Here is a 17,880-nt window from a genome sequence, read left to right as displayed (position 1 = left end):
CCGTCTACTCACTCGCCTCTAGTTGCCGGGAACGATGACGAGGGCGACCTGGCCCGCGGAGGCCGCGGAGGCGACGGACGCCGCCTGACCGCTGTCCAGGATCAGCGTGACCGGCAGGTTGGTGCTGCTGATGGTGCTGTCCTTCTGGTCCTGGACGTGACTGACCTGTGCGCGCTCGACGATGGGGTTGCCGTCCGCGCCGGACGAGCCCGAGGCGTTCGGCGAACCCGACGAGCCGCGGCTGCCGTCGGCTCCGGTGTCGCCGACGCGGTAGACGGCCACCGTGTCACCGGGCTTGATGCCCGCGGGGTACTGGCCCTCCTTGAGGGAGACACCCACGGAAACCTTGCCGGCCGGGAGCGCGGTGTCCTTGGTGAACATGTCGCCGATGACCACGGTCCCCTTGTAGATCGGGGACTTGGCCTTCAGCTTCCTGAGTTCCGCGAGCTGGTTCCACTCGACGTAGTGGATGGAGGCGTCGTCCGCGACCAGCACGGAGGTCACGTGATCGCCCACGGACTCGCCGGCCTGGATGTCGCTCGTCACCCTCACGACCTCGACCCGGTCGCCGGCGCGCAGCACCAGCATGGTGGCGCCGAGCGCGCCGACGAGGATGAGGAGCACCGCGAGGGCGGCCAGCGCGGGTTTGCGCTCGCGAGGCGAGGTGGGGAGACGCTCACCCGTCACCGGATGGGCCGACGCGGCGGAACGGCTGTTGCCCGCCCCCGTACGCTCTTGGATCCTCACGCAACCGCTCCCCGTACACCCAAGAAAATGTCTGCCGATTCACACGCCAAGCAGGACACTTCACCCCCGCGCCCCGTTACGGGACGTACCGTGCGACCTGGCCGAATAGCCAGCACTGGAGCGAGTGTCAAGCCATGGCACCGTATCAGCCGCACATAGGCCCCTCAAGGCGCCTCAAGACCCCTGAAGCGCACCCGACTCGACGTTATCGACGCGCAACGACAGCCGTCCGGTTCCGTGTTGGGACCGACAATCGACCGGTTCGCCGCCTGTGCGCCAGCGAATCTCTGACGTGCCCATTCCCGACGCTCCGTCACCCGGCGTGCACGATGCCTGCACGAGGTGCTTACGGACGGGTGCGGCGGGGGTGTGCGCTTTCAGCCACACGAGGGAGCGGTCACGCCCCGCCGATGACGCCGAGGCTCCCGGAACGGCGGTCAGACCAAGAGCCCCCAGGGGGCGGGATGGGGCGTGGCGTCCGGGTCCTCGGACCAGACCAGGCGGCTCTCCAGGTCGGCGCCGAGAAGTTCGGTCAGACGCTCGACGGCCCAGCCGTTCCACTGGACCCCGACGGGGAACTGCGGCACGCGGAAGGAGGGCAGGGCGAGCGGGAGCGCGTCCGGGCGGAAGACGGTCTTCTGCATCTCGCCGGTGACCTTCTTCGGCCGGGAGGACGCGCGGGTGTCCACACAGTCGACGATCCGGTCCACGAGGTGGAGGAGGTACGTGTCCGCGGGCGACTCCGCGACACGGACCGGCAGCAGCGGACCCGACGCCTCCAGGTCGCCCCGCAACCGGTCCGCGAGCCGGCCGCCGAGGATCGGGGCGCCGGGGTAGTCGGACGCGAACTCGGCCTTGCGGGCCTTCGGATCCCCCGTCCACTCCGCGGCGAAGGCGGTGGGCCGCGGCGCCCGGTCGCCCTGGAACTGCCAGCGCTTGAGGCCGATGAGCGAGTCGTCCAGGCGGAGCGTGCGCAGGTTCCGGGCGCTCGGCATCAGCCGGTACACGGCCAGGGGGCTCGAGTTCATGAAGGACATCATCACGCCGTCCGGCAGGCGGTGCCCGGCACCGCGGTGGTGACGCCGACCGGTTCGAGTCGGCCCACGAGGTGGATGCGGCATGGCCTCGACACCGCCCGCGAGCCGGGCCGCGCCCCCGCTCGCGGGAGCCCGTGAAGGTGCCGAACGCAAAGTGGGGGCACGGTGTGGAAGCGGGCCCGCCGTCGCGCGGACCGATGTGGCCAGGAACACGATCGGGCGACAGCGGAGCCCCGGTTCGCACCGGAACACTCCCCTATGCCCCTGGCCGGAAGGCGGGTTCGGCCTGGCGAAACCAAGAACCCCACGGATACCGTCATTGCCCTTGCCCGACTTCGCTCGACCGATGTCCCACGGGGAGTCCTTTGTGAAGCGCCGCTCTTTGCCCGTTGCTACCGCGTTCGCCGCGACAACAGCCCTGCTGCTGACGGCTTGTGGCGGCGGGGGTGACACGCCGGAGGCGAACGACAAGATCGCGGGCGCGGACCAGGGAGGAGCGGGTTCGGCTTCGCCGAGCGTGAGCGCTTCGGGCAACACGGACCGGCCGGACATCACCCTTCCGAAGGACCTCAGCGACTCGTTCGAGAACTGGAAGACCGGTGACGCCGCCAAGGACGCGGTCCTCGCGGATGTGGAGCGGAGGGTCGATGCGACCAACTACGCCATCGCCGAGGGAGACGCCGAACTGCCCGCCCTCGGCTTCTACTACAGCGGTACTGCGCTGGCCGATGCAGGGGACTGGGTCACGTCCATCGTGAAGGACGGCTACTCGATCACCGGCGTCAACCGCTACTACAACGCCAAGATCGACCTCTTCGACTCCGCCTCGGCGGGCGTCGTGTACTGCGAGGACCAGTCCAAGGCTTTCGCGAAGGACCGGAAGTCGAGCAAAGTCATCAAGACAGCTGTGACCGCCAAGTCCTACGTGCTCTACACGACCCGCCTCGAGAAGAACAAGAAGGGCGTCTGGCAGACGACGAAGCTCACGTCGCAGAGGGGTCACAAGTCGTGCACTCCGTAGCCACTCCCGGTCGGATCCTTGTCGTTGGAGCAGCGGCGGGGACGCTCGCGCTGATTCCCGGGACGGCCTTCGCCGACTGGCCTCCCAGCGCAGGCACCCAGGGCAACACCAGGCAGAGCGCCCACTCCGACGCCGGAACTCTTGTCTCGCAGGTGACCTATTCCGGCTCCGTCCGACCCCGGGGCAGCAACAGCGGCACGGTCCAGCCGGTGGGTGACTGGACCCCGCCGGCGTGTTGGTACGAACCGCGTTCTGTCGCCGAGTTCAAGAAGTACGTCGAGACCATGTACGACGAGACGGTCAACACACCCGGCCAGGCCAACTACGCGAAGACCGCGGTCGGTCAGTTCCGGGACATCTACAAGGACGGCAAGTACAAGGACTACAACGGAGACAAGGCCGACGAGGGGAACTGGTGGGTCGCCGTCCAGAATCCCGACCGTCTCGACGACCCCGCGAGCATGGAGTGCGGCGAACTCCCCTTCTGGGTGGCGAACAACGACGATCCCGGCGTCCCCCAAGCCGTCACGCCCAAGATTCTCGCCGAAGCCGCCTACAACGCCATTCAGCTCCCGGAAACCAAAGTCACCCTCGCCCCCCGGGACATCACCAAGGTCAACCTCCCCACCTGGGCCTGGCTCGACGAGGCGACGTTCAAGGACGTGTCCGTGACGGCGGCGCTCGATGTCGCCGGGCTCGACATCTCGGCGACCACCACCGCGAAGCCCGTCTCCCTCAAGCTGGAGCCCGGCACCAGCGACGCCGAGACCTATCCGGCTTCCGGAGAATGCCGGCTGAACGACGACCACTCGATCGGCACCCCCTACGCCAAGGGGAAGGCCGCACAGACCCCGCCCTGCGGAATCAAGTACCTGCGCTCGTCGGGCGACGGCACCTACAAACTCCGGGCCACCATCACCTGGAACGTCACCTGGACCGGTACCGGAGGAGCGGGCGGCGACCTGCCCGACGGGACCTTCGGAACGACCCAGGACATCACCGTGCAGGAGATCCAGGCGGTCAACCGATGACGATCTGGCGACCCGAAGCGGGCGAGCTCCTGATCGCGCGGTCCGCGGTGAGTTTCGCCACGGGTGCCGCCACGCCTGTGCAGAACATGCGCTGGTTCCGGGACTCCGATCGGACCGACATCCAGGACGACCTGCCCGGCTGGCCCGAGGGACCCCGCTTCACCGCCCGAGGCAAGAGCGAACGCCGGGTGCGCAGCGCGGCAAAGTTCGGAGCGAGCGTGCTGTTCGTGGCTGCGGTCGGCGTCCTCGAATCCCTGGCCGGCTCGGGCAGCACGGGCAACGTCGCGACTCTCGGCAGGCCGGAGGAACCGGAGAACGAGGTCGAGGACTTCCCGGTCATGTGGGCGGCGCCCGGCACCCTGGCACGTACGCTCCCCTGGCAGCTCGACCCGGCTCGCCGTCCCGAAACGGATCGTACGCACCTGGTCGTCACCGATCGGCGCGTCCTCGTTCTGGGGTTGCTGAACGACGAGGACGACCCCTTCGACGAGGTCCTCTGGGAGACCGGACGGTCGAACATCGCAGCAGCCACCCGCAAGAAGTTCAGCCGGAACGACACGGACTTCACCATCGCCTTCACCGACGGATCCTGGTGCCGGCTGGCCGGGTGGAACGGCACCTGCCGCGACGACGCCACCCGCGCCCTGGAGGACCCGCTCCCCCTGCTGGACCCGGACGACCTCACACCGGGCCAGCAGCAAGCCGTGCGGAAGCTCGTCGAAGGCGAGGAGCCCGGAGGAAGCCTGCTGATCCACCGACGCCCGAGCGGCAACGTCTACGTCACCTACCGGCTCGACGACCGCGTCGATCCCCTCTACGGAATCGACAGCGTGGCCTTCAAGCTGATGGATCACGACGGGGAGAACGCCACCTTCCACGACGGTGACATCTGACGAGAAGGAAGCCGGATCCTGTGACACCGACCGCCGGCCCGGTCCGGTCGGTGCTCGATGACGTACCCCCACCGGAGATCACCGCAGTCGATACCGATACCGATACCGATACCGATGCCGTCGTCGGCTCGCTCCGAGGGATCAGCGGGCGGCCGTCACCGTGATCGTCTTCGCCAGGCTGTCCGTCAGCGCGCACAGGGCGTCGGTGTGGGCGAGGGCGCGCCAGGAAGTGAGCAGGACCAGGCCCCATGTCTCGTCGGGGCAGATGCCGTAGGCGCAGGTCTCCATGATGGTGCCCGTCCCGTCGCGGTCCGGTTCCTGGACGTACGCGTGCCGGACGCGGACCGCGGGACCGGCCGGCAGTACGCGCCGCTCGGCCTCGGGCGGACGGAACGAGCGGTCCGTCGGCATGGCCAGATAGCGGTGGAGCAGATCGACGGTGACGGCCGGGTACGTCTCGTCGGCGACGAGCGGGGACAGTTCGACGCGGGCCAGTTCCCCGAGCGTCGGCTCGGGAACGTACGAGAGCGCCACGATCGGGCCACGGCTGCGCGCGTCGGCCGCCGCTTCGCCCAGTTCGACGGCGAGCGCTTCGACCAGCCTCGCCTCGGCGCCCCTGCCCGCGCGGAGCCGGGCCGCGTCCAGCGCCCAGGTGTCCAGGTCGGCCTGACCGCGCACGGGGAGGGAGACGGCGACGTCGGGCGCCTGCAGGTGGACGGTGGAGTCGGAGTACGCGGGCATCAGGCCATCCACTGGAGTGTGCGGGCGATCGAGCCGAAGAGCGTCACCAGCGCGTCCGCCAGCGGCTCCATGGGGGTGGAGAAGGAGAGCAGCAGACGCAGGTCGCTGTTCGGTACGGCGAGATGGACGTCCAGGTGGGTGACGGTGAGCTTGTTGCCGTCCGGGTCGTCGGGTGCCGGCCGACGGCGGTAGAGGTGCCGTACGGCCGGGCCGGCGGGCAGGTCGATCGTGGTGACGTCGGCGCCGCGGGCGGCCAGCGACACGGCTGTGTCGGCCAGGCCGCCGGGGGCGGTTCCGGGCGGTGGCCGCAGGAGGGTCACGACCAGTCCGGCGGACACGGGGACCTGCCCGATGACCTGGTTGACGAGGTACATCTCCACCCCGCCGTTCGCGTGCGCGGCCTCGGCCTGGTCCCGGATCCGTTCCGCCAGTGCCGCCTTGAGCTGCGGTGTCGCCTGCGTCCTGCGCAGACCGCGTTGGACGAGCTTGTCGATGCGGTGGGGCCAGCGGTCCGGGTCGAGGACGACGCGCTCCCAGCCCTCGGGAACGGCCAGGCGGTAGTCGGAAGGGGGCGCGACCGCAGATGCCGTGCCCGGCTCCGGCTCCGGCTCCGGCTCCGGTGGTGAGATCGCGCCCCACCCTGACTCCGGCTCCGGCCCGACACCTGTACCCGGCCCCGACCCCGTCCCGAAGGCTTCCCCCGGCCCCCGCCCAGGGGCTGTTCCGTTGTCCGACGGTCCGGTCATGCCGTTCTTCCTCCTGTCCGTTCCCCGCTGGGCTGTCCGGTCCGCGGTGCCCGTCCCAGGGCCACGGCGCTCGCCGGGGCCAGGATCAGAACAACGGCGGCGCCCAGCGCGGCGATCGCCTCCGCCGTGCCGCCGATCTCGGACGTCGTGCCGAGGAAGGGCCGGTAGTGGCCCGTCGGATCGACGACGGCGGTCTCCCCGAGGCCGACCCGGTCGGCACAGTTCTCCCTGTTGCCGAGCACCTGGTGGACCGAACCGTCCTCCAGCCGGACCCGGCAGTACGTCTCCCGGGTCCCGTGGGTCCACTGATGGAGCGGCCGGACGATCGTCACCGGCTGCTCGACCCCGCGCAGCCGCAGGTACCACTGCTGGGTGCCGAAGGAGCCGGCGACGACCAGGACGGCGTACGCCGCCACCGTGATCCACCGCAGGGCGAGCCCTCCGCGCGACTCGCGGGTCCTGAAGGCCGCGAAGAGGACGCCCAGTGCGCAGACGGCTCCCACCAGCAGCGCCGTCTCGTGCAGGACGAGCGTGGAGACCTCGGTGAGGACCACCCCGGCGAGGGCCGCCACGAACAGCAGCACCCACGGCCGTACGGCGGTCCGCTGCGCCGGGCCCTCGTCGTCACCGGGACGCCGTGGCCGTACCTCGCTGGTGAACTCGGAGAGAACGGCGCGCACCTTCCGCATCCCGCCGTCGCCGGCGGCCATACGGCGCAGTTCCGGCAGGCCCATGCGGATCTGCTCCAGCGTGCGGCGCCCGTCCTCCGGCAGCCGCGCGAACAACTCGTCGACGGACTCCTCTTCCTCGTTCACCACTCGGTCCTCTGTTCCGCCAAGCGGCCCCCGTCGGCCCCGTTCCCGGGCCCGCTTCCTTCCTCCGACTCAACCACTCGCGTGCCACGTCCAGTTGTAGAACGGGATGCCACCGGCACCGATCCCCGGAATCTCCTTCAGCCCGCTCAGGAGGTTCGGACCCGTGGCCTTCGACTCGCCCTCGCCGACCGGTGCGAGATTGGACCAGCCGAGCGCGAGAGGCAGGGTCTGGCTGCCGATGTAGAGGGCCTTGCCGAGCCCCGCCATGGTCTTGAACGACGACCCCGAGATCTGCGCCAGCCCGGGAGCGCCCTCGGTGAGAAGGCTCGCCTCCCGGGGCAGTCGGCCGGCTGCCACCCGGATGTCGTCCACGTACGCCTTGGCGTCCAGCGACTCCTTGACCACCGACCGCATGCGAGGGAGGAGTTCGGCCGGTCCCTCGGCCAGCGCCTTGCCGATCTGGCCCGGCTTGACCCCGTTGAGGGCTTCGGCGAGACCGCGGGCCGCCGCGGGGTTCAGCCCCGCCTCTCTCGCCAGGCCTACGTCCTTGAGGGCGGAGGCTCCGCGGGCGGCCACGGATGCCTCCTTGGCCGTGGTGCCGAGCAGGCGTCCGGCGCCGAAGGACAGTACGCCGATCGCGTCGATGGCGACGTCCAGCCACGTGCCCTTGCCGTCGAGAGCGGAAACGGTGTCGCAGACCAGCGCCACGACCGAGGCGATCAGGGCCAGCGCGGCGAGCACCTCGCCGAGCACCGGCACCCAGCTCAGGACCAGGGCCAGCACGCCGAGGACGGCCGCCGCGACTCCCGCCCAGTGCCCGATGTCCGCGACCCAGTCCTTCCAGTTGTCCCACCAGTGGTGTCGGGGATCCTTCAGCCCGTCGTGCTCGACGGCGTCGTGGATGGCCGCCTTGGCGTACCCGGCCTGGGTGTCGCGGTACGCGAGCGCCCGCCGGAGGTCCGTCCTCGCCGTCTCCAGGTCCGCGTCGGCGCAGTCCTTCTGCTTGTCCAGCTTGTGCTTGTCCGGGTGATCGTCGGGGCCCGGGTGCTGATCGAGCTGCTTCTGGCAGTGACTGCGGTCCGCGTCGGCGACCTTGGCCCTGGCCAGGGCGGCCCGTACGAGGTTCTGGGCGTGGTCGAGCGCGGTGGCCCAGTCGGTGTGCTGGTGTTCGTCGGCCGGGGCCGCGCCCACCGTGGAGCCCAGGGCTTCGGCGGCGGCCGCGTACCGCTGGTGCGACTTGGTGAGGAGTCCGACCGTGTCCCCGGTCTTCTTCTGGAACTCACGGCCCGCGTCGGAGTCCCATCCGTTGCCGTCGACCAGGTTGTGCAGTTTGGCGGCCTGTTCCTGGATGAGTGCGGCGGTGTCGGCGATGCGCTTGCCGAGCCGGGCGACCTCGTAGGGGTCACCCGGGGTGAATTCCTTGTCGTCGTAGCGGGCGATCTGCCAGTCGACGCCGGAGAAATCGTCGCTCACTTGCCGTTACCGCCCTTGCCCGACTGGGACTTGAGCAGCGCGTCGGCGAGATGCTGGTCCAGGCCGTCGTAGGCCTTGGCGGCCTCCTCCGCGGTCCGGCCGAGGAACTCCAGACCGTCACAGAGCTGCTTGCGCTTCTTCTTCCAGTCGTCCGCGAAGGCGTCGAGCGCTTCGGCCACCTCGCCCGAGCCGATCTCGGCGTCATAGGAGTCGACCAGATCCTTGGCGTGTTCGAAGTGCGTCTTCAGCTTCGCGACGGAGCGGCCTATGTCCCGCAGTTCCGTCGTGGAAACCGCGATGTGATCCGCCACTGCCACCCCCGTGCGCCCGCTGCCCGGCGGCCGCGCGGCCGCCCTGTACGGCACACTCTCCTCGCAGCGGCCGTTCCCCACCCTCTTGCACAGGTTTTCGAACCAACAACCAATGGAGAGCAAAGGCGGAATCCGCATCGGGTAACGGATCATCGGAACTTCCCCTGCGGTTCTCGGACACCCGCAGTTCCCTGCCCCGTCCCTGGAGACCACCGGAGACGTGGGTCGCATGATCCAGCGCAGCGATCCCGCGATCGAGGTGCACAGCCGCTCCATGGGACCGATCACGCCGGTCAGAGGCACGATGAACCCGAGGACCGGATATCCCGTTGCTCCCGGACACTGCTGCGATACTTCGCCCCGCAGGCAGCGAGGAAGGTGGGACGCGTTGTCCAGGAACAGCGACCGTTCAGCACGCAACCGCCTCGGCGTGGCACCGGACGCCGGTGCGTGGTGTGCGATAGGGCGGATTCCGGAACCTCCCCAGGACGTGCACCGGGCCGCCGGTGGTGGCCCCCTGCGGCCCGCGTTCCCGCGGCCGCTCGGGTTGCTCGGCGCGGTACTTGTCGCGCCGTTCATGCCCATCGCCATGCTGTTCGCCCTTCTCGCCTCCGGCGAGGAAGCTCTCAAACGCCTCCTGTCGACGAAGGAGGAGCGCGACCGTGCCCGCGCCGAGGACCTGGACATCGACAGGCGGGACAAGGCCATCGCCGAGCAGGGCCTCGACGCGACGTTCGACGGCGACTGGAGCAAGGCCGCCGGCCAGTTCCTGCTGCGCTGGTACGGCCATTCCTCTCACCACCAACGTTTCGTCGTGCTGACGGAGGGCCGTATCGTGCTGGCCGCCCCGCCCAAGCGCGTGTCCATCCGCAGAGAGGACCGCATGCGTGTCGTCGCCGAGATCCCCACGGATACGGCGGTCATCGAGGATCCCCTGCCCGCACACGGCAACCGGAAGTTGCGCATCCGATTCACGGACGACTCCTGGCTGATGCTGACCACGGAAGAGCAGCGCAGTGAACTCCACATGCACCTTATGCGGCAACCGCGGACCGATCGCTCCGGCGTCTCCGAGGTCTGAAACGACGGTGCGATGGGACACGGCATGTGCCCCATCGCACTCAAGCCGCACACGGGCCGGGCACGACGCCGGCGGCGCCTCGGGGACTAGCCCTTCACACCCTTCGCCAGCTGATCATCCAGATCCTCGTACGCCTTCGCCGCGTCCTCCAGGAACTTGGCCATGCCCTTGAGGCCCTCGAGGGTGTCCTTCATGCCCTTGGTGAACTCCTTGAAGGCGTCGTCGAAGGCCTGGGAGCCCTTGGACGTCGTGTAGCCGTCGGCGACGAGGCCGTCGATGTAGCTGTCGAGGCCGTGGAGCTTGTCCTCCATCTTCTCCTTCTCGTGGCCGAGTCGCTTCGCAGCGTGCCGCATCTTCTCGTAAGTGATGTCCGCGTCTTTGCCGCCGGCCATGTGGCGTCCTCCATGCTTCAACTCGCCGCAGGGCCAACCCCCGTGGCTCCTGATACGGATGGTGCGACCGTCCGCGTCGAGCCAGCAGCTTACTTACGGCGCTTGCAGCAGCACACCCCGGTTGTGTCACGAGCGCGCACCAAGGGCGGTTCCCGGCCGGGGCCTTCGCCGTTCCCTCACCCGGGCCGTTGCCTGCGGGAAGTGGTGAGCGGCTAAGGTCGGAAGCACTGTGGCCCGCGTTCCGGAAGCGGCCTTCGGTGTCTGGGGGAGGACGAGCGTGCGGTTGACCCTGACCGTCGTCGACCCGCTCGGCGGCGTCACCGCCGACGTGGTTCTCGAGGCGGATCCCGAGTCCTCGGTGGGGGACATCGCCAAGGAGCTTGCGGAGCACGTCGGTTACGGCGGTGGTGCGCAGATCATCCCCATCGGGCAGCAGCAGGGAGCGGTCGGCGGGGGCGCGCCGGTCGCGTACGTCGACGGGCGTCCCGTCGATCCCGCCGCGACCATCGCCACCTCGCCGCTGCGCGAAGGCGCCGTCGTGAGTCTGCACGACCCCGCCGGATGTCTGCCCGGCGAGCCGACCGGACTGGTCGAACTGCGGGTGGCGGGCGGCCCGGCGGCCGGTGCCGTGCACCGGCTCGGGATCGGCCGGTACGACATCGGCAGCGGGGCGGCGTCGTACGTCCGCGTCGACGATCCCGAACTTCCGCAAAGGGCACTGACGTTGTCAGTTGCAACGGACGGAACGTGCCTTCTCGCCGTGCACGGCGAGAAGGAGGGTGTCGCCCTCGACGGCGCTCCGCTCGAGGAGCGCGAGGACGACGAGTGGCCCCTCGGCAGTCAGGTCGCGGTCGGCAACACCCTTTTCCAGCTGGACCGTTACTCCCCGCCCGACGCCGCGCTCACCTGGTCGGACGACGGGGCCGGCCTCGACTACAACCGGCCGCCGCGGCTGCGTCCGCCGGAGCGCGAGACGAAGTTCCGGCTGCCGAATCCCGTACGGGACTACGAAGCACGGCCGCTGCCCTGGCTGATGGCGCTGACGCCGCTCGTCAGCGCCGTCGTCATGGCGCTGGTGTTCGGACGCTGGTACTACATGATCATGGCGCTGCTGAGCCCGCTGATCATGCTCGGCAACTACCTCATGGACAAGAAGCAGGGCCGCAAGTCCCACGCCAAGCAGGTCAAGGAGTACGACGAGCACAAGGCGCGGATCGAGAAGGACGCCCAGGAGGCACTGGTCGCCGAACGGCTCGACCGGCGCCGCGCGGTCCCCGATCCGGCGACCGTGCTGTCGCTGGGCACCGGGCCGCGCACCCGGCTGTGGGAACGGCGGCGCACGGACGCCGACCATCTGCTGCTGCGCGTCGGCACGGGCCGGCTGCCGTCCGAGGTCGTGCTCGACGACCCGAAGCAGGACGACCACAAGCGCCAGGTCACCTGGACCATCGAGGACGCCCCGGTCGCCCTTCCGCTGGCCGAGCGCGGTGTCGTCGGCATCGCGGGGCCCGGCGACTCGGCCCGGGCGATGGGCCGTTGGGCCGTCGCGCAGACCGCGGTGCTGCACAGCCCGCTGAACGTCCAGTTCTACGTCCTGACGGACAACAGCGGCCAGGACGGCTGGGACTGGGTGCGCTGGCTCCCGCACAGCAGGCCCGCCGGCGCCCAGGACGCCAACGTCCTCATCGGCACGGACGCCGAGACCGTCGGCGCCCGCATCGGTGAGCTGACCCAACTCCTCGACGCCCGCCAGAAGGCCGCCCGGCAGAACGGCAACAAGGCCTCGTTCGGCGATCCGGACATCGTCGTCGTCTGGGACGGATCCAGGCGGCTGCGGTCCATGCCGGGTGTGGTGCGGCTGCTGCGCGAGGGCCCGGCCATGTCGATGTACGCGATCTGCCTGGACGCCGAGGAGCGGTTCCTGCCCGGCGAGTGCCAGGCGATCGTCATCGCGGAGCCGAAGCCCGAGGAGCACGCGAGCGGGCGGGCGCCCGCCCCGGTCGCGCCGGCCACCCCCGGCGGCTTCCCCTCCTTCCACGCCTGGCACGCCACCGAGACCGACGACTCCGCCACCGGGTCGCACAAGGCGCTCGAACTGCGGCTGCGCGTCCAGCAGACGGGCATCGCCCGGGTACGGGACGTACGGCCCGACCTCGTGTCGGCCGCCTGGTGCTCGCGGCTCGCGCGCTCCCTCTCCGCGCTGCGCGACATCAGCGGCGAGACCGAGGACTCGGCCCTGCCGGGGGCCAGCCGACTGCTCGACGTGCTCCAGCTGGAGCCGCCGACCGGCGACGCGATCAGCGCGCGCTGGCGGCTGGGCGGGCAGTCGACGACGGCGGTCATCGGCGAGTCGTACGACGGTCCGTTCGGCATCGACATGCGGCGCGACGGCCCGCACGGTCTGATCGCCGGTACGACGGGTTCCGGAAAGTCGGAGCTGCTCCAGACGATCGTGGCCTCACTGGCCGTCGCCAACACCCCCGAGAACATGACGTTCGTCCTCGTCGACTACAAGGGCGGCTCGGCGTTCAAGGACTGCGTCCAACTCCCCCACACCGTGGGCATGGTGACCGACCTCGACGCCCATCTCGTCGAGCGGGCACTGGAATCGCTCGGCGCCGAGCTGAAGCGGCGCGAGCACATCCTCGCCGCCGCCGACGCCAAGGACATCGAGGACTACCAGGATCTCGTACGCCGTGACCCCTCGCACGCGCCCGTGCCCCGGCTCCTCATCGTCATCGACGAGTTCGCCTCCATGGTGCGCGACCTGCCCGACTTCGTGACGGGTCTGGTCAACATCGCCCAGCGGGGCCGTTCGCTCGGCATCCACCTGCTGCTGGCCACCCAGCGGCCCAGCGGTGTCGTCTCGCCCGAGATCCGCGCCAACACCAACCTCCGCATAGCGCTGCGCGTGACCGACGGCGGCGAGTCGAGCGACGTCATCGACTCGCCCGAGGCCGGGCACATCTCCAAGAGCACACCGGGCCGCGCGTACGTCCGGCTCGGGCACGCCTCGCTCGTGCCGTTCCAGTCGGGACGTGTCGGCGGCCGCCGTCCCGGTGCCGCCGATCCGGCGGCGCTCGCGCCCTGGGCGGGACCGCTGGCCTGGGCGGACCTCGGGCGGGCCGCGCTGGTCAAGCCGAAGGCGGAGCAGCGCGAGGAGGAGGAGATCACCGACCTGAAGGTGCTGGTCGACGCCGTGCGCGAGGCCAACCGGGCCCTCGGCATCCCGCCCCAGCACAGCCCCTGGCTGCCCGCCCTCGCCGGGACGCTGCTGCTCGACGAGATCACCGTGCCCGCGTACCGGGGCGGTCCGGGCAAGCTGCCGCCCGCCCCGTACGGCGTCGAGGACCTGCCCGCCGACCAGGCCCGCCGCCCGGTCGTGGTGGACTTCGCCTCCTTCGGGCATCTGCTCGTCGGCGGCGCCCCGCGCAGCGGACGGTCGCAGATCCTGCGGACGATCGCGGGTTCGCTGGCCCGTACCCACTCGGCGGCCGACGTCCATCTGTACGGCATCGACTGCGGCAACGGCGCCCTGAACGCGCTGACCCGGCTGCCGCACTGCGGCGCCGTCGTCGGCCGCAACCAGACCGAGCGCGCGGTCCGCCTCATCACCCGTCTCAAGGGTGAACTCACCCGCAGGCAGGACCTGTTGGCCGACAAGGGCTTCGCGGACATCGGCGAGCAGCGGGCCGCGTCGGGCGAGGAGGAGCGGCTGCCGCACATCGTGGTGCTGCTCGACCGGTGGGAGGGCTGGCTGCCGACGCTCGGCGAGTACGACCACGGCGATCTGACCGACCAGCTCACCGCGATGATGCGCGAGGGCGCGAGCGTCGGCCTGCACCTGGTGATGACGGGCGACCGGCAGATCCTCTCCACCCGGATCGGCTCGCTCACCGAGGACAAGTACGCCCTGCGGCTCGCCGACCGCTCCGACTTCTCACTGATCGGCGTCAACGCGCGCAAGGTCCCCGAGGAGATCCCGCCCGGCCGCGGCTACCGCAACGAGCACGGCACCGAGACGCAGTTCGCCCTGCTGACGGAGGACTCCACCGGCCAGGGCCAGGCCGCGGCACTCACCGCGATCGGCGAGGCCGCCGCGGTACGGGACGCCGGACTGCCGCGTGCCCGGCGCCCGTTCCGGGTGGACGTGCTGCCCACCCGGATCGGCTTCGCCGACGCGTGGGAGATGCGCGACCCGGACGCCTCCCGCTCCCCGCTGTGGAGCCTGGTGGGCATCGGCGGCGACGACGTCCAGGGCTTCGGCCCGGACCTCTCCCGGGGCGTGCCGACGTTCGTCGTCGCGGGCCCCGCCAAGTCCGGCCGCAGTACGACGCTGATGAACATGGCCCGGTCGTACCTGGCCCAGGGCGTACGCCTGGTCGTCGCGGCGCCCCGCCCGTCACCGCTGCGCGAACTGGAAGGCCGGGACGGCGTGTTGAAGGTCTTCGACGAGGACGACATCGAGAGCGACGACCTGCGCGAGGCCATCGACACGGCGACGCCCGAGGAGCCGATCGTGGTGCTGGTCGACGACGGTGAGGTCCTGGAGGACTGCGACGCCGAGACGGTCTTCAAGCGGATCGTGCAGCGCGGCGCCGAGCGCGGCCTCGCCCTGGTCATCGCCGGTGACGAGGAGGACGTGTGCAGCGGGTTCTCCGGCTGGCAGGTCGAGATGAAGAAGGGCCGCCGCGGCATCCTGCTGTGTCCGCAGGACTCCTCCGCGGGCGAGCTGATCGGCATCCGCACGAACCGCAGCATGGTCGGCGGGCCGGTCGCCCCCGGCAAGGGCCTGCTGCACCTCGGCGACGGCGAGCCGATGACGGTGACGACACCGATGTGAGCCGAGGGCCCGTGCGGGCCGGCGCGGGGTGATCGGCAGGGGGAACGAGAGAAGAAGGGGGTGGGTCCGGTGGGCGGATCGGCGAAGCCGAGGCGGCGCAGGGCCGCGGGGGCGGCGCTGGGCCACGAGCACGTGCGACAGCGGCCGTCCGCGTGGCTGCAGACGAGGGAGAATGCCTCCCGAGGGAATGCGTGGTTCGGCTGCCTGGTCATGGTGATCATCACAGCGGTGCTCGTCGGGTTCGCGCTCACCGTGGCGACCTGGGGTGTCGACCTCTGGGGCCGGGTGGCGCCCGCCGCACCCGGCGGCGGATACGGCTTCGCAGCCTTCGTCGGCGCCCTGCTGCCGGTCGGGCTGACCGTGGCGATCGTGTCACTGGCCCGTACGGAGTGGAAGGCGAGCCCGCTCCGCTCGCTCGGCTGGACGATCGCCTCCCTGACCGGCTTCGCGGCCGCCTTCGTGTGGGCAGTGGTCGTCTTCGCAGTCTTCCGCCCCAGGTACCGGCGCGACTGGGACGGCCACTGCCACGCCCGGGGCAACCCCTGCTGGGTCCACGTCGAGTACCCGTACGTCTGGGCCGTCGGCCTGCTCTCGACGGTGCTCGTCGCCGCCGCGCTGATCACCGTGCTCATCAGGATCGCGAACGCCCGCGAGAAGACCCCGTCCGCCTGAGCCCCGCGCCTCCCGTCCCCGCTCCGAGCCCGTCCCTTGCCCGGCGTCCGGTGGCCGGCCGACACCCGCGCCATTCCGTGTGACGCGGGTCACGGGAACCCGGGGTGCGCGGATCGACAGTCAACGGAGGTGAGCACTGACATGCGTACCCGGATACGGGCCGGGGATCCGAGCGCGTTCGCCGAGCTGTACGACAGCTACGCACGCGCCGTGTACAACCACGCCTTCCGCCTCACCGCCGACTGGTCCGCGGCGGAGGACGTGATGGCCGAGACCTTCATGGAAGCGTGGCGGCTGCGCGACCGGGTCAACGCCGAGGGCGGCAGCCTGCGGCCGTGGCTGCTGGGCGTGGCGATCAACATCGCCCGTGGCCACCATCGCAGCAACCGGCGCTACCGGGCGGCGGCGAACGCCGCCGCGGAGGCCGAGACGACGCTGCCCGACCACGCCGACGAGGTGGCGGGCCGGCTCGACGACCGACGGCGTATCGCCGCCGCCCTGCGTGCGCTCGCCGCACTGCGCAGACCCGAGCGCGAGGTCCTGACGCTGTGCCTCTGGGAGGGACTGGAGTACACGGCCGCCGCCGAGGCGCTCGGCATCGCCGTCGGAACGGTGCGCTCACGTCTCTCCCGGGCACGCGCCAAGCTGCGCAAACTCACCGAGGCCGAGCTCGGCGGCCGACCCGCCGCCCGGGCGGCGCCGGTCCCGTACACGGACGACCGCGCCGAAGGACGCGCGGGAAAACCCGTACGGGGAAATCGGGAACTCGGCCGGCCGGATCGACAGACAAGAGGAGAACACATCCACTCGATCCGGCCCGTATCGGAAGGAAATCGATGAAAGCGACCCAGTCCCGGCAGAGTCCGGCCGAGTGGGAGGAGAGCGCGCCTCTCCTCCCGCAGACTGCGCGCGATCTCCCGGCGGGCCGTCACCAGTTCCACAAGGAGCGTTTGATGGCCCACATCCAGCAGGACACCCAGCGGGACGCGAGCACCACGAAGGCCGCCCCCGCCCTGCCGAAGCCCCGAGGGCTCCGCCTGCTGCGCCCGGCGTTCGCGCTGCCCGCGATGGCGCTGGCCGGCGCGGTCGTCGCCGGGACACTGCTGATCGACAACGGCGCGCACAGCGATGGTCTCGCCACCGGACCCGCAATGATCGTCCCCGTCGGCGCCACGACCACCAAGGGCCTGCCGCAACTGCTCGACCAGGTCTCACTGGCGGCGGCCGAGGAGACCCACCCCACGGTCAAGCCCGGTCAGTACGTCTACATCGAGTCCCAGACGTCCGACACCTTCGTGAAGACGGTCGGCGACGAGAGCAGCCTCGCCAGCTACGCGCTGCACCGGCGCCAGATCTGGCGGTCCGCCGACGGCACCAAGGGCTGGCTGATCGACGCGGCCTCCAACGACAGCTCCGAGGGCGAGACGCTGAGCCTGCCCGACGAGCAGGGCAACACCCCCGAGGCCAACCTGAACCACCCGTCGTACGACTCCCTGGCCCGGCTGACCACCGACCCCGACGAGCTGCTGAAGCTGATCTACAAGGAGACCGCAGGACAGGGCAACACCCCCGACCAGGAGGCGTTCACCACGATCGGTGACCTGCTCGGCGAGAGCTACCCGCCCGCGGAGCTCTACTCGGCCCTGTTCAAGGCCGCCGCGAAGATCCCGGGCGTGGTCGTGGTGAACGACGCCAAGGACGCGCTCGGCCGCTCGGGCGTCGCGGTGGCGCGGCTGGACGAGACCAGCGGCGAACGCGAGGAGTGGATCTTCGACAAGAAGACCCACGTCTTCCTCGGCGAGCGGACCGTGCAGGTCAAGTCGGTCTCCCAGGACGGGGTCGCCATCAAGCCCGGCACCGTCCGCGACACCAGCGCCATCACCGGGCGCGCGATCGTCGACGGCATGAAGCAGACCCCCGGGCAGAAGGACTGAGGTCACGCCGCCACAGGCTGAGACGCACCGCTGCTCACCGGCCCCGTGGCCGCCGTCCGAGGACGGCGGCCACTGTGCTGTGCAGGCCTCGGCGGGCGAGGCCCGGCATCGGCATCGGCAGGGCAGGGCACGACAACCACCGG

Annotated in this window: 16 protein-coding genes; 8 read left to right on the top strand and 8 right to left on the bottom strand. The window is 70.6% G+C overall.

Annotated features, from left to right (window positions below; genetic code table 11):
* Positions 1-18: 18 nt before the first annotated feature.
* Both ACH4S8_RS39445 and ACH4S8_RS39440 read right to left on the bottom strand, forming a co-directional pair.
* Positions 19-747: a hypothetical protein gene (locus tag ACH4S8_RS39445; RefSeq protein ID WP_398403125.1), complete on the bottom strand. Its 729-nt coding sequence runs from the start codon at positions 745-747 to the stop codon at positions 19-21.
* A 437-nt stretch (positions 748-1,184) separates the two neighbouring features.
* Positions 1,185-1,775, bottom strand: coding sequence for a hypothetical protein (locus ACH4S8_RS39440; protein ID WP_398403123.1), 591 nt, complete (start codon positions 1,773-1,775; stop codon positions 1,185-1,187).
* Positions 1,776-2,151: 376 nt separating this feature from the next.
* On the opposite strand from ACH4S8_RS39440, the gene ACH4S8_RS39435 reads away from it, so the two are divergent.
* The 3 genes from ACH4S8_RS39435 to ACH4S8_RS39425 are packed head-to-tail and all read left to right on the top strand — an operon-like array spanning position 2,152 to position 4,729.
* Positions 2,152-2,805 carry a hypothetical protein gene (locus tag ACH4S8_RS39435; RefSeq protein ID WP_398403121.1) on the top strand — a complete coding sequence of 218 codons (654 nt, stop codon included), beginning with the start codon at positions 2,152-2,154 and terminating at the stop codon, positions 2,803-2,805.
* Complete coding sequence (locus tag ACH4S8_RS39430) at positions 2,793-3,836, top strand: hypothetical protein (RefSeq protein WP_398403119.1); 1,044 nt, start codon at positions 2,793-2,795, stop codon at positions 3,834-3,836. The genes ACH4S8_RS39435 and ACH4S8_RS39430 overlap by 13 nt, the downstream gene beginning before the upstream one ends.
* Positions 3,833-4,729: a hypothetical protein gene (locus ACH4S8_RS39425; protein WP_398403117.1), complete on the top strand. Its 897-nt coding sequence runs from the start codon at positions 3,833-3,835 to the stop codon at positions 4,727-4,729. Before ACH4S8_RS39430 ends, ACH4S8_RS39425 begins: the two co-directional genes overlap by 4 nt.
* A 141-nt stretch (positions 4,730-4,870) precedes the next feature.
* Here ACH4S8_RS39425 and ACH4S8_RS39420 read toward each other — a convergent pair whose 3' ends face one another.
* The 5 genes from ACH4S8_RS39420 to ACH4S8_RS39400 form a co-directional block, all read right to left on the bottom strand.
* Positions 4,871-5,470 carry a hypothetical protein gene (locus tag ACH4S8_RS39420; protein ID WP_398403115.1) on the bottom strand — a complete coding sequence of 200 codons (600 nt, stop codon included), beginning with the start codon at positions 5,468-5,470 and terminating at the stop codon, positions 4,871-4,873.
* Complete coding sequence (locus ACH4S8_RS39415; protein ID WP_398403113.1) at positions 5,470-6,216, bottom strand: hypothetical protein; 747 nt, start codon at positions 6,214-6,216, stop codon at positions 5,470-5,472. Before ACH4S8_RS39415 ends, ACH4S8_RS39420 begins: the two co-directional genes overlap by 1 nt.
* Entirely contained in the window at positions 6,213-7,031 is an 819-nt protein-coding gene (locus ACH4S8_RS39410) for a hypothetical protein (RefSeq protein ID WP_398403111.1), read from the bottom strand. The genes ACH4S8_RS39415 and ACH4S8_RS39410 overlap by 4 nt, the downstream gene beginning before the upstream one ends.
* A 69-nt stretch (positions 7,032-7,100) precedes the next feature.
* Positions 7,101-8,504, bottom strand: coding sequence for a hypothetical protein (locus ACH4S8_RS39405; protein WP_398403109.1), 1,404 nt, complete (start codon positions 8,502-8,504; stop codon positions 7,101-7,103).
* Positions 8,501-8,815, bottom strand: coding sequence for a hypothetical protein (locus tag ACH4S8_RS39400; protein WP_398403107.1), 315 nt, complete (start codon positions 8,813-8,815; stop codon positions 8,501-8,503). Before ACH4S8_RS39400 ends, ACH4S8_RS39405 begins: the two co-directional genes overlap by 4 nt.
* 229 nt (positions 8,816-9,044) lie before the next feature.
* Between ACH4S8_RS39400 and ACH4S8_RS39395 the strand changes: the two genes are divergently transcribed.
* Positions 9,045-9,896, top strand: coding sequence for a hypothetical protein (locus ACH4S8_RS39395; RefSeq protein ID WP_398403105.1), 852 nt, complete (start codon positions 9,045-9,047; stop codon positions 9,894-9,896).
* Positions 9,897-9,982: 86 nt separating this feature from the next.
* Here the strand turns inward: ACH4S8_RS39395 and ACH4S8_RS39390 are convergent, their stop codons facing one another.
* Positions 9,983-10,288, bottom strand: a complete 306-nt coding sequence (locus ACH4S8_RS39390) for a WXG100 family type VII secretion target (RefSeq protein ID WP_398403103.1) — start codon at positions 10,286-10,288, stop codon at positions 9,983-9,985.
* A gap of 277 nt (positions 10,289-10,565) precedes the next feature.
* Here ACH4S8_RS39390 and ACH4S8_RS39385 point away from each other — a divergent pair, with 277 nt between their 5' ends.
* The 4 genes from ACH4S8_RS39385 (at position 10,566) to ACH4S8_RS39370 (ending at position 17,737) form a co-directional block, all read left to right on the top strand.
* Positions 10,566-15,131, top strand: a complete 4,566-nt coding sequence (locus ACH4S8_RS39385; RefSeq protein WP_398403101.1) for an FtsK/SpoIIIE domain-containing protein — start codon at positions 10,566-10,568, stop codon at positions 15,129-15,131.
* A 210-nt stretch (positions 15,132-15,341) separates the two neighbouring features.
* On the top strand, positions 15,342-15,803 hold the full coding sequence (locus tag ACH4S8_RS39380; protein WP_398403099.1) for a hypothetical protein: 462 nt from the start codon (positions 15,342-15,344) through the stop codon (positions 15,801-15,803).
* 129 nt (positions 15,804-15,932) lie between these two features.
* On the top strand, positions 15,933-16,643 hold the full coding sequence (locus ACH4S8_RS39375) for an RNA polymerase sigma factor (protein ID WP_398403097.1): 711 nt from the start codon (positions 15,933-15,935) through the stop codon (positions 16,641-16,643).
* On the top strand, positions 16,640-17,737 hold the full coding sequence (locus ACH4S8_RS39370; RefSeq protein ID WP_398403095.1) for a CU044_5270 family protein: 1,098 nt from the start codon (positions 16,640-16,642) through the stop codon (positions 17,735-17,737). Before ACH4S8_RS39375 ends, ACH4S8_RS39370 begins: the two co-directional genes overlap by 4 nt.
* The last annotated feature ends 143 nt before the right edge of the window (positions 17,738-17,880 follow it).

The sequence above is a fragment of the Streptomyces sp. NPDC021080 genome (assembly GCF_044333225.1).
Classification (GTDB): domain Bacteria; phylum Actinomycetota; class Actinomycetes; order Streptomycetales; family Streptomycetaceae; genus Streptomyces.
The sequence above is the reverse complement of the archived record's forward strand: the minus strand, read 5'-3'. Positions and strand labels throughout refer to the sequence as shown.

What these genes read in the sequence shown, in the direction of transcription:
- ACH4S8_RS39380 (WP_398403099.1), top strand. Translation starts at nt 15,342, where the DNA reads ATGGTGATCATCACAGCGGTGCTCGTCGGGTTCGCGCTCACCGTGGCG.
- ACH4S8_RS39395 (WP_398403105.1), top strand. Translation starts at nt 9,045, where the DNA reads ATGATCCAGCGCAGCGATCCCGCGATCGAGGTGCACAGCCGCTCCATG.
- ACH4S8_RS39440 (WP_398403123.1), bottom strand. Translation starts at nt 1,775, where the DNA reads ATGAACTCGAGCCCCCTGGCCGTGTACCGGCTGATGCCGAGCGCCCGG.
- ACH4S8_RS39415 (WP_398403113.1), bottom strand. Translation starts at nt 6,216, where the DNA reads ATGACCGGACCGTCGGACAACGGAACAGCCCCTGGGCGGGGGCCGGGG.
- ACH4S8_RS39420 (WP_398403115.1), bottom strand. Translation starts at nt 5,470, where the DNA reads ATGCCCGCGTACTCCGACTCCACCGTCCACCTGCAGGCGCCCGACGTC.
- ACH4S8_RS39425 (WP_398403117.1), top strand. Translation starts at nt 3,833, where the DNA reads ATGACGATCTGGCGACCCGAAGCGGGCGAGCTCCTGATCGCGCGGTCC.
- ACH4S8_RS39370 (WP_398403095.1), top strand. Translation starts at nt 16,640, where the DNA reads ATGAAAGCGACCCAGTCCCGGCAGAGTCCGGCCGAGTGGGAGGAGAGC.
- ACH4S8_RS39390 (WP_398403103.1), bottom strand. Translation starts at nt 10,288, where the DNA reads ATGGCCGGCGGCAAAGACGCGGACATCACTTACGAGAAGATGCGGCAC.